Source organism: Parafrankia sp. FMc2 (assembly GCF_041008525.1).
Lineage (GTDB): Bacteria > Actinomycetota > Actinomycetes > Frankiales > Frankiaceae > Parafrankia.
Map to the genome: position 1 here is coordinate 1 of NZ_JBFLUG010000201.1, position 10,216 is coordinate 10,216.

Genomic DNA, 10,216 nt, shown 5'->3' on the forward strand with positions numbered 1-10,216 from the left:
CCCCCGCGTCGTCCGCCGGGCCAACCGCACCCCATTCCCCACCAAGAAGCCGATCGACAGACACCTCACAGGACCACCACCCTCGGTCGTCACAGTACTAACCCGAACCTAAAGTTCCTGGTATTGGCCGGTAGCGTCACCGTGGCCACGGTGACGCTACCGTTCACGCTCTGCGGACCGGCGGCGTAGTCCTCGTATACCGTCCCGCCGCTGGCCATCACCGCGACGGTTCCGGTGGTCGGATCGAACGGGTCAGCGCGTGCGATCGCCGTGGCGGCGACCACGCAGACGACCAGCACCGCGAGCACGGCGATCAACGATGTGCCTCTCTTACGGATCATTGCCCGCCCTTCCTCGATCGCCGATCCCGACGACTGTCGTGGCCGGCTAGCCTTCCGATATGGGGACACACCCACTCGAGGTGGGAACTACCAGCGAACGAGTGCGCCGTCGCGTGACGCAGCTGCGGAAGGCACGGCGCCTGACGCTCGTGCAGCTCTCGGAACGGCTGACGGGTCTCGGGCGCCCGATCCTGCCGACGGGACTCTCCAAGATCGAGCATGGTGAGCGGGGGTTGAGCGTCGACGATCTGGTCGCGCTCGCGGCGGCGTTGGACATCTCGCCTGAGCAGCTCATCGGTCCTGCGCCGATCATGCTGGCGATGGAGATGGTGATTCAGTAGCCGACACCGGCGCGCTGGACGCCGATGTGCTCTACCCACTCGCCCGATTGTCGGGAGCCCCAGAAGCCGAACCGAATATCGGGCCCGGGCACACCCCAGGGCAGGCCGTCACGGAGCAGGCCGAGGCCGAACCTGCCCTCACTCTCGGCGCCGGCCGGCCAGCCAGCCGCACACAGCTCCCGGCGGTAGAGGCTGGGGTTGGTGGTGAAGAACCGGCGATGTTCCAGCCAGGTGTGCTGGCCGTCGGTCATCTGGGCGTAGTCGCCGGGGTGCTGCTCGACGATGCCGCCAGCGGCCCGCTCCGCGTCGTTCCAGGGCTGGCGGCGCAGCGCCAGCTGGGCGAGGTACGGCCGGGCGGTGAGTACCTCGGCCATCGCGCGCAGATCGACCGGCCGGTTCAGTAGGAAGTCGTCCTCCAGGTGGAAGACGAAGTCGATGTCGTCGACCTGGGCCAGCCATGACCAGGCGTGGGTGATGGCGCCGTCGAAGCCGCGCCGCGGGCTGTCCCCGTCGTTCAGCTGGTTCAGCCGCGGCCAGCGGTTGGCGAGGCGGGCGCGCAGAATCTCGTCGCCAGAGTCGTCGTGGAGGAACCAGCGATGGATGGGGCCGCTGAGGTTGCCGTCCCAGACCACGGACCGCACTGTGCGGGCGAGCAGCTCCTCACGACCATCAGTCATGATCAAGACGGCGATCTTCACTCGGCCTCCGGCTCGTGCACTCGGTTCCGTGCGGGACAGCCGCAAGGCAGCGTGATCGCTGAATCGTCTTCGCCGTAGGCCTCGAGGAGGGACCGGCACCCGATGGCATGGACGACGAAGCCGGCCGGGACGCGATACAGACTCGGTTCACGCTCGCCGACGATCACCACGGTGTCAGCAGACCGTTCGCGCGGGCGATGGCGTGGTGCGCGGCGAGCCGGGCCTGCCTGCTCGGCGCCCGGTTCCGGCTGTCGCGGCGGACATGAGCCCGATACACGGCAGCCGGGATCGCCTCGAAACTGGCGCCGGCGAGATGGCAGCGCAGCCACAGATCCCAATCCTCGGACCAGGCGAAGTCGCGCCAGCCGCCGACCTGGCGGACGAGGGCAGTGCGGACGAGAGCACCAACCACCAGCCAGTTCCCGGCCAGGAGACAGGCGGCCTCGCAGGCGTGGCCGTGGCCGGCCACCGTGGGCACGGCCGGGGTACTCGCCCTGGTGCGGCTGTGGATGTAGCGGACCGCTGGCGCCCGGACATCCGCCGAGCCGGCCGCCATCGCGTCCACGTAGCCGGCCTCGAGTTCGTCGTCGGCGTCGAGGTGGATAACCCACTCGGTGTCGACGAGGGCCAGAGCGCCGTTGCGGGCGTCGTGCAGGGTGTCGGCGTGGTGGTGGACGACGGGCACGCCGAGCGCCTCGGCAGAGGGAACCGCCCGGGACCTGGCGAGGTCGGACCAGCAGGGCAGGCCGAAGGTGCCGATGGCGACGGTCACGTCCACAGCGGCTCCCGCTGCCGGAACAGCGCCGCGCCCTGGCGCATCCGCGGCCGCCGGCGCCGGTACAGCGCATCTGACGGCGCCTTGTCGTAGTCGGGGTGCAGATGCTCGACATGAGAGTCGGCGGCGAACGCCCAGGCGCCGCGGACACGAGCGACCTGCACGAGCTCGTCATCGACGAACTCGTGCCAGTAGCCCTCGTGCAGCACCTCACCGGCCCGGTCCGCGGTCGCTCCCGGCCGGTCGGCGTACACCCTGGTGACGAGGCTATGGGTGGCATGCTCGCCCGCGGTGACCCGCGGGCTGCCGAGGTCGTTGGTGCCAACAACACCGATGCCGGTGGTGAGCTGGGCGCGGGCGGCCTGGTACCAGCCGGGGTGAAACTTGAGATCGCAGGCTGCGAGGAACAGTAGTGGCCGGGACGTTCGCCTATACCCTTCGTTGATCTTCCGGGCGTAGTCACCCTTCGCGAACGGCACCTCGACGACCGTCGAGTCGTCCATCGGCCGAGCCATCGCCAACCGGTGCAGCTCAGCGAGCACCTCACGATCTGTCGGCGTGCACAGCCACAGCACCTCGGCGTCCGGCACCGTCGCGCGGATGGAGTCGAGCAGGGGGCGCACCCGGTGGGTCCGGCCGAGCATCGGCACCAGGACCGTCAGCTCGGCACCTGTGCTGTCGGTCATGCCGAACACCTGCAGTACCCACCGGCTTCGACGGGCCCGTAGCAACTGCCGCAGCTGCCCGCCACCAAGGACAGGGGGGCAGGAGCTGGCAGTCGCCGAAGGTTGGCAAACTCGCCGTCCCAGTCCTGCGTGGCCACGACCGCAGCCTCGTACCCATGGGTATGCCGTCGCTGGCCACACCGGGTCGAGTAGAACGGATCGTCGCCGTCGACGACGGGGTCGGGCGGACGGCTCATGAGATCTCGTCGCCCGGCTCGGCCTGGACCTGCACGAGGGACGCCTTCCGGTAGCGGGGGCTGGACGGCTCGACGACGGAGTCGACGCGGTACCGCTGGCCCTGGCCGCGCAGCTCGTCGCCGCGGAGCAGGTCTGCGTCCGGTTCGGCGTAGCCGTTGTGTGTCAGCTCGGCGCCGGCCTGCGCGGCCAGCACCCGCTCTGCCGCCGACGCCTGGTCGATCTTCATGTCCACGGTGCCGGCCGGCAGCAGGGTGACGGTCTGCCCGCCAGCGCCGTCGTCCTGCGTGGCTGGGCGCCAGACCGTGAGCTCACGATTGAGCCTGTGGGTGATCCTCACCACCAGCACCATTCCGACGGCTGCACAGGCAGGTCCCCCTCCATCTGCACAGAGCCGATACCGAGCCGGCCAGCGGCCCGCCGCACGGTGGTGCGCTCCGACTTGGTCAGGTACAAGTCAGCGGAGGCGTTGGCCATCTGCCAGCTGTGATCGCCGAGCGTCTCCCCGGTCAGGCCCTCCGGGTTGCTGGCCGACCTGCGGACCACGGCGACCACGACCGGCACCACCACATCCGGTGTGGTCACCGTGACCCCGTCCTCAGCCACCCAGTCGAGGCCGGCCTCCAGGCGAACGAGGGCGCTGGCGTCGCCGAGCAGGGCAGTCAGCTGCGCCTGCTCGGCGGCGTCGAGGTCGGCGAGGGCCTGCCCGGTCCGCGTCAGGTACGCAGCCAGGTCGACCAGCGGCGGCAGCGGCACGTCAGCTCAGGCTGGCGAGCTCGAGCTTGTACGCCCGGCGGATGTCCGTACCCGCCTCGTTCTCCGCCACCACCGCGGCGCCGGCGAACGTGGACAGCACGCTGGCGTCGGAGAGGATGTTCGGGTCGTACTGGAAGATCTGCCGCATCGAGATGCCACCGCTGGTCGTGGTGGCAGACTCGCGGGCTCCGCGCGGGGCGACCGGCGACCGGTTGGCCATCACGAACCCGGAGCGGTGGTACAGCACCGCGGTGCCCGCGTCGAGGCCGTTGGCCTCCACCCAGGTGAACCCCCTCCACCGGCCGATGATCGCCTCGCGCAGAGCGGTCTGGTCACCGGCGGCGTCCGCCCGGCTGAACTCGTCGAGGCCCAGGACGACCTCGGCGAACTCCGGCGAGCAGGCCGCCCACCGGTCCGTCGCCGGCGCGTTCGCCCGGGAGATCGCGGTGCGGGCTTCCAGCACCCGGCTCTTGATGTTGGCAGCGGTGACATCGTCGTCATCCGAGGTCAGGTCGTTCATCGCTGTGGCGAGCTCGTTCTCCGCCCCGGTGGCGACCGCCGCGACCTGCACTCGGGTGACCTGCCGGGCGAAGTCCTCCAGCTCCAGCGACGCTTCCTCGTCGGTGATCCGCTTCGCGTGGTAGAGGTGCTCCAGCGAGACGTCGACCGGGACCTCGTTCACGGTGTCGTAGGTGATCGTCGCTCCGGGGGTGGCCTGCTTGCGGGCCGTTCCGGGCTGGGGGACGCGGACGGTGATGGTGTCGCCGTTGCTGCCGGCGAACTCCTCACCCGGGATCATCGTCGCGGTCCGGGGCAGGACGAGCGTCCGGGTGAGGAGCTCGATTGCCACCGCCGAAATACCCTGCGCGGTCAGAACCGCCACGGTCTACCTCCTGTGTGTGAACCCGCGGCGGCTCTGGCCGTACGGGGTTGATCAGAACGGGCGTTCGAGGATCGACGCGGCGAGCTTGCCGGGGTCGACCTTGTCGCCGGAGTCGGTGTTCGGGGACGCGCCGCCGCGCAGGTCCTCCTTCGGCCGGCCGCGGCCGGCCGGCTTCGGCTTGTCAGCCGCGGCCGCCGACCCGGCGTCGTTCTCCGGCTTGCCGGCGCTGGCGGCGCCGAAGGTGGAGAGCAACTCGTCGGCGTCGGCCTCGAGTTCCTCGCGGGTTGCACCGACCAGGCGCTTGGCCTGCGCGACAGAAAGGCCCTTGTCGGCGCCGACCTCGATGCGCAGCAGGCTTTGTTCGGCGTCGTGGGCTCGTTTCTCGGCGACGGTGACCGCGTCGGTCAGTCGCTGCGTTTCGGTCTTGTCCTTGTCCTCGAGGCCCTGCAGCTTTGTCTGCAGCTCCCTGAGGGTCTTTTCGGCGGTACGCCGTGCCCGCCGTTCGGCGGCCAGCGCACGCTGACTGCCGTCATCGCCACCTGCACCGTCGGTGTCGGTCGACGTCGCGTCGTCGTCCATGTCGGTGTCGGTGTCGTCGTTCTTGTCGGCCATCACGGCCTCCCTCGTGCTCGCCCCACCGTCACGGCGGAGTGGTGTCACCCCGCCCTCACGGCAGGGACGGGCATCACGCCCGATTTGATCTCTGTCCCATCGCGGGGCGGAGACGTCTATTCGGCGGCCGCGGCGGCGGCCTGCCCGGCTTGGGTGGCCTGCTCGGCGAGCGCCTGGCGGAATCTGGCCAGCTGGTTGTCCTTGCCGGCGGCGGACTCGCGCCACAGCTGCTCCCAGCGGCGGTTCTCCGCGGGCAGCTCGGAGCCTTCGAACACCGGCTCGCTGGTGCATGCGCAGTGGTCGTGTGCCTGGAACCGGCTCGTCCGGTCGGACTTGTAGGCCGGGCCGCGGCTGGCGAGCATCGCGCAGAACGCGCACGGCTGGCCGCTCGTCACCCGCACCCAGCCCTGGGCCTTCGGATCCGCGCGCACCGTGTCGTCCACCGTGCGGCGGCCGCCGTCGAGGACCAGGCGGGCCGCGGCGCCGGCGGCCTGCACCAGCCCGGTCGCCCGGGCCTGCGCTGGTGCCTGCCCGGCACCGATCGCCCGGCGGGTCCCGGCCAGGCCGGTCGCGAACAGCGCAGCCTGGATCAGACCGACACCCAGGCGGGGCGCGAGCCGCGGGATCATCTCCCCACCGACTCCCTCGGCTGTGCGGAACCGGCGGTAGTAGCCGGCACCGAGGCCGCTGCTGGTCTCATGCCGCTGCAGCACCAGGCGCACCGCAGCCTCAGCGAACGCGGCGAAGCTTTCGTCGCTGCCGGTGAACAGGGGCCAGATCGTCTGCAGGTCCCGGGTTGTCGCCGCACGCAGCGCGAGCTGCTGGCTGCGGTACTGCTCGGTGAGCTGTGTCGCTTCCGCCGTGCCGGCCATCAGGCAGGAACAGGGGCAGGCGGTTCGGCGGGCGGGGTGTCGGCGAGGACGGAGGCCTGCTGCTCCAGCAGGGCGTTCATCCGCGCGAACGCGTCGCCCTCCGCAGCTGCCGCGCGCCACCGCTCCACCTGCTGCTGGGTGACACCAGGCAGCATCTCCCACAGCTCAGCAGGCGGGACACCCAGCATGGTCGCGATCTTGCCCAAGGCGTCGGCGGTCTGCGCCAGCGACCGGGACTCGGTGTCGCGCCAGCGGACCTCGGCATCCAGCGGCACCTCGACGCCGCGAATCTCGCCGGCGAGCGCCAGGGCCTGCTCCCAGCTCTCACCGGCCACGGTCTGGTTCTCCGCCAGGGCCCGCCGGTGGGATGCCTCCGCCGCGGCCAGTGCTTCCGCGGACAGGTTGACCAGCTGGCCAAGGAGCTCATGCGCCGGCGTCTGCGAGATGGTGGCCAGGTGGCGGATGCTCGCCTCGCGGCTGTTGATGTAGCCGCCGAGGTCGACCTGACCGAACTCGCCAACTTTGACTTCCGGGTCCTCGAAGGACCACAGCTTCGACGCCGATGCCTTCAGCGACGCCTCTTCGGTCGGAGCCGCCCACCCGATCACCCAACGCTGCCGAAACGCCTGATAGTGCTGGGCCGTCAGCAACCCGAACGTGGTGATGTTGATCTGGTCCTGCAGCGGGGTGAGCGGGTCGACGATGCCCTGCACCTCGTCGTCGAGGTCGTCGGTCTCACGGATACGGACGACAGGGCACACGTCGAGGCCGTGCACGGCCGGCTCGCCGACCAGCCTGAATCGATCGGTGTCGTCGTCGACATCAGCCAGGGTGTAAACGGCCTCGCTGTCGATGAGCCGCCAGGTGCCATTACGCCTCTGCTCCAACGCGTACGACGGCCAGTCGTCATCGTCGGGGCTGTAGGCGACGGTCAGCTGGCGCGGTGAGGCACCCCGCAAGACAGGCATCGACTCATCGCCGCGGCGGCCGGGCAGGACGGTGACATAGGCGGCGCCGTAGGCGAGGGCCGCGCGGTGCACCCCGATCTGCCGGGCATCGAGCCGGTTCGCCTGCCACACCTGCCAGGCATCGACGTTGTCAGCCTGGCGTGGCAGCCGCAGCCCGTCGACGAACATCGACTGAACCCGCGCGTTCACGACGAACTTCAGCATGTTCACGCGACTGAACCGTGCGAGCCGGTGGACGTCGGCCGGGACGGTGGGCGGCAGCCCGGACAGGCGCCGGTCCGGGTCGTCACGGAGGTACTCGTGGATCCGGTCGAGCCGAGGCCGCTCCCGCACCCGCACGCCCATCAGTTCGCGGGCCCGGTCAACGACATCATCGGCAGACAGGGGCACGGCCCAGACCTCCCCTCATCAGACGAACGTGGCCCGGCCGGTCTTACGTTTGCGGCGCGCCCACTTCGGATCGGCCAGGACCAGGCGGCGGACCATCCGCGCGCCGACCGCGCACACCGCCAGATCGATCTTCTTCGGGGACTCGCGTCCCTCCTTGCTGATCGACACACCCCACCGGTTCGGGTTCCTACGGGCGTTCAGCACGTGGCGGGCGAGGCGGCTGTCGGCGTCGTGGGTGACATCCCGCTCGAGCACATCCGTGTGCAGCCGCTCGACGGCATCGGTGAACTCGGCGCCGCGGCCGCGCATGTCGAACGCGACTGGGTGCCGCTTACGCCCGACGGTCGCCTCAACGAGCAGCTCCCGGCGGAAGTCGTTGCCCCAGGCGTCGACGTACGACTCGAACTCGGCCAGGTCGGCGAAGAAGCCGACAACCTGACGGCGGTCGAAGGTCTGGCGGACGACCCGGTCGACGTCGGCACGGTCGACCTGCCAGTCGCGGCCGGCCGCGCCGAGTGGGCGTTCCCAGCAGCCGAGGACGAACAGGTGCCCGGTGTCCATGTGGCAGCCGACCAGCGCGGTGGCGTCGTCGCTCTTGCTGCCGTCGAAGAACATCACGATCGGGTCGGCATCCGGCAGCACCAGCTCCGGCCGGGCGCAGGCCGCCCACTCCTGCCTGCTCAGCCAGGCGTCGACCGCGGCGGTCGGCTGGTTGAGGAAGTAGCGGCGTGCGTCCTGAACATCCTTGGCGGTGTTCCAGAACTCGTTCTCGATGATCGAGTCCAGGTCGAGGGCGGAGGCGAACGGGCCGTAGACCTCGGCCAGGGCGGCGCGCAGCTGGTCCCGGTCGGTCAGGTCCGTGTCCGGTGGCGCCTCACGGTGGTCGAACAGCATGCGGGTCTCACGCGTGCGGCCCTCGGCGATGAGCCGAGCCCGCTCGTGCAACTTCTCCAGCGTGCTGCCCTCGCCAGGCTGGTACGTCGTCGAGGTGAGTAACGCCCAGGGGGCGGCCGCCCTGCGCTTCCGCAGGTTGCGATCAACCGTCGTGTACATACGCCGCAGCTCCGGCAGCGTGTACAGGTGCGGCTCGTCGAAGACGGCGAACGACTCTTTCCCGCCGTCCTTCGCGGCCGAGCTCGCCGTCGACGGGATGATCTCCCCGCCGTCCGGCAGGAAGATCCGGGTGATCCCGACCGCGCTGGACGGCAGGTCCTCACCGAGCGGGCCCTGGTCCAGGTTGAAGTGGATGTTGTCGTAGGTGTTGCCGGCCTGGCTCTCCTCGGTGGCGAGGCAGCGGACGATCGGGTGGACGACCGGCAGGGCCATCGGCTCGCCGGTCTCGTACTGGTACGCCCAGTCCCGCCACCGGTAGACCTCACCACCCTCGGCCCAGCCGGCGAACCGCACCGGGGCGAAGGCCTCGGCCAGGGCGACGAACCCGGCGAGCTCGCTCTTGGCTCGGCCCTTCGCCCTGCTGACAACCGCCGTGTCGTACAGCCGGCGGCCGGTGTCGTCGACGGCGTAGCAGTCGAGGATCAGGCCGGCGAACTCGTCGTCGAGGGGCAGCGCGTCCGGCCCGGACAGCGGCCGGCCCTGCACGTCGCCCGGGCCATGGACACACCAGTGCTCGATCCACGCGAGGGTGACGGCCAGGGCGCGGTGTCGGTCGTGGCCGGGCGCCCGGACGAGCTCACGCACCATCGGCCAGGCGGCGCCGCCGAGCGGTCAGGTCGGTCACCTCGCTGCCGTCCCCGCCGCCGGCGAGGGCGGGCCGGGACGGCGCCGGCTTCGGCCGCTCGATCGTGATCCGGCCACGCAGCCGGTCGGCGTGGGTCGCACCGAGCAGCGACTCGGACAGCCGGATCTCGCCGAGCAGCTCCCGGCAGCCCCTGGCATCGGCGGACTGGGCTGCGCGCCAGTAGCCGTCGACGAGCGGGGCGAGCATGTGGAGGCGCTGCCAGTCGGTGCCGGTGAACGCCGCGGCCTGCGGCGCCTCGCACCAGGTGCGGTACCAGACCCGGGTGGCCTGGACGTAGCGGCTGGCGTAGGGCAGCGGCGGGGCCTGCACCGGAGGGGCGTCAGCCGGCACGGTGACGGCGGCCGCGGCGTGCGGGTCGGCGTTGCGTCGGCGGCGCCGCTCGGCCGGCGGCGGGCCCAGGCCGGCCATGAGCTCCCTCCCCTGCTGGTGGTCACGGCCCGTCACGGCCATCGGTCACGCTGCGTGCCGCCGGGGGCCCAGACCCGTACGCACCGCGAGCTGCTATGCCCACCGGTCTGGGAGCCGGGGCCGGAGGGGGCCCTCCCCCACCCCGCGGCGGCCCGTCGGTCACTCGCTGTGAGCGATGAGGCCTGGGTGCGGCTCGGGTGGGCGGCGGCGGGCAGCGTGCCTCGCGTTGGTCACCTCGGCGCCCTGGCGGCCGGTGCGGGTGAGGTGGCAGGGGGAGCAGACGCCACGGAGCGCCTCGTCGCGGTGGTCGTCGTGGGCGAGCGCGTGGTCGACCTCGGTGGAGCTGGCGCTGTGGCACAGGGTGCAGGTGGGGTCGCGGGCGAGGATGCGTCTGCGTGTGGTGGCCCAGCCTGGTGGTAGGGGGCTGCGTCGCCGTCCGCTACCCATGGGGGGTGGTGGAGGTCACTGGCTTTGCCCCGTGGGGTAGGGGGTG

General features: G+C 71.1%; 14 protein-coding genes. 1 reads left to right on the forward strand and 13 read right to left on the reverse strand.

What is annotated here, in order from left to right:
* Positions 1-89: 89 nt before the first annotated feature.
* Positions 90-341, reverse strand: a complete 252-nt coding sequence (locus AB1460_RS33570; protein WP_368966286.1) for a hypothetical protein — start codon at positions 339-341, stop codon at positions 90-92.
* Positions 342-454: 113 nt separating this feature from the next.
* Here AB1460_RS33570 and AB1460_RS33575 point away from each other — a divergent pair, with 113 nt between their 5' ends.
* Positions 455-682, forward strand: coding sequence for a helix-turn-helix domain-containing protein (locus AB1460_RS33575; protein ID WP_368966288.1), 228 nt, complete (start codon positions 455-457; stop codon positions 680-682).
* Here the strand turns inward: AB1460_RS33575 and AB1460_RS33580 are convergent.
* From AB1460_RS33580 to AB1460_RS33635, 12 genes are all read right to left on the reverse strand, one after another.
* A complete protein-coding gene (locus tag AB1460_RS33580) occupies positions 676-1,359 on the reverse strand; it encodes a hypothetical protein (protein ID WP_368966290.1) in 684 nt (227 codons plus the stop codon). The two genes, AB1460_RS33575 and AB1460_RS33580, sit on opposite strands and share 7 nt — an antisense overlap.
* A gap of 184 nt (positions 1,360-1,543) precedes the next feature.
* Entirely contained in the window at positions 1,544-2,158 is a 615-nt protein-coding gene (locus AB1460_RS33585) for a glycosyltransferase (protein WP_368966291.1), read from the reverse strand.
* Positions 2,149-2,841, reverse strand: coding sequence for a hypothetical protein (locus tag AB1460_RS33590; RefSeq protein ID WP_368966292.1), 693 nt, complete (start codon positions 2,839-2,841; stop codon positions 2,149-2,151). Before AB1460_RS33590 ends, AB1460_RS33585 begins: the two co-directional genes overlap by 10 nt.
* A gap of 232 nt (positions 2,842-3,073) precedes the next feature.
* Positions 3,074-3,415 carry a phage head closure protein gene (locus AB1460_RS33595; RefSeq protein ID WP_368966294.1) on the reverse strand — a complete coding sequence of 114 codons (342 nt, stop codon included), beginning with the start codon at positions 3,413-3,415 and terminating at the stop codon, positions 3,074-3,076.
* Positions 3,412-3,831, reverse strand: a complete 420-nt coding sequence (locus AB1460_RS33600) for a hypothetical protein (protein ID WP_368966296.1) — start codon at positions 3,829-3,831, stop codon at positions 3,412-3,414. Before AB1460_RS33600 ends, AB1460_RS33595 begins: the two co-directional genes overlap by 4 nt.
* A 1-nt stretch (position 3,832) precedes the next feature.
* Positions 3,833-4,714 carry a hypothetical protein gene (locus AB1460_RS33605; protein WP_368966298.1) on the reverse strand — a complete coding sequence of 294 codons (882 nt, stop codon included), beginning with the start codon at positions 4,712-4,714 and terminating at the stop codon, positions 3,833-3,835.
* Positions 4,715-4,765: 51 nt separating this feature from the next.
* On the reverse strand, positions 4,766-5,326 hold the full coding sequence (locus AB1460_RS33610; protein ID WP_368966300.1) for a hypothetical protein: 561 nt from the start codon (positions 5,324-5,326) through the stop codon (positions 4,766-4,768).
* 116 nt (positions 5,327-5,442) lie between these two features.
* Positions 5,443-6,198: a hypothetical protein gene (locus tag AB1460_RS33615; protein ID WP_368966302.1), complete on the reverse strand. Its 756-nt coding sequence runs from the start codon at positions 6,196-6,198 to the stop codon at positions 5,443-5,445.
* Complete coding sequence (locus tag AB1460_RS33620; RefSeq protein ID WP_368966304.1) at positions 6,198-7,556, reverse strand: phage portal protein; 1,359 nt, start codon at positions 7,554-7,556, stop codon at positions 6,198-6,200. Before AB1460_RS33620 ends, AB1460_RS33615 begins: the two co-directional genes overlap by 1 nt.
* An 18-nt stretch (positions 7,557-7,574) precedes the next feature.
* Positions 7,575-9,257 (reverse strand): Terminase, encoded by a 1,683-nt coding sequence (locus AB1460_RS33625; RefSeq protein ID WP_368966305.1) that lies wholly within the window; start codon positions 9,255-9,257, stop codon positions 7,575-7,577.
* Positions 9,247-9,765, reverse strand: coding sequence for a hypothetical protein (locus tag AB1460_RS33630; RefSeq protein WP_368966307.1), 519 nt, complete (start codon positions 9,763-9,765; stop codon positions 9,247-9,249). The genes AB1460_RS33625 and AB1460_RS33630 overlap by 11 nt, the downstream gene beginning before the upstream one ends.
* Before the next feature lie 117 nt (positions 9,766-9,882).
* The gene (locus tag AB1460_RS33635) at positions 9,883-10,170 is read right to left on the reverse strand and encodes an HNH endonuclease (protein ID WP_368966309.1); all 288 of its coding nucleotides are present in this window, start codon (positions 10,168-10,170) and stop codon (positions 9,883-9,885) included.
* Positions 10,171-10,216 lie beyond the last annotated feature (46 nt).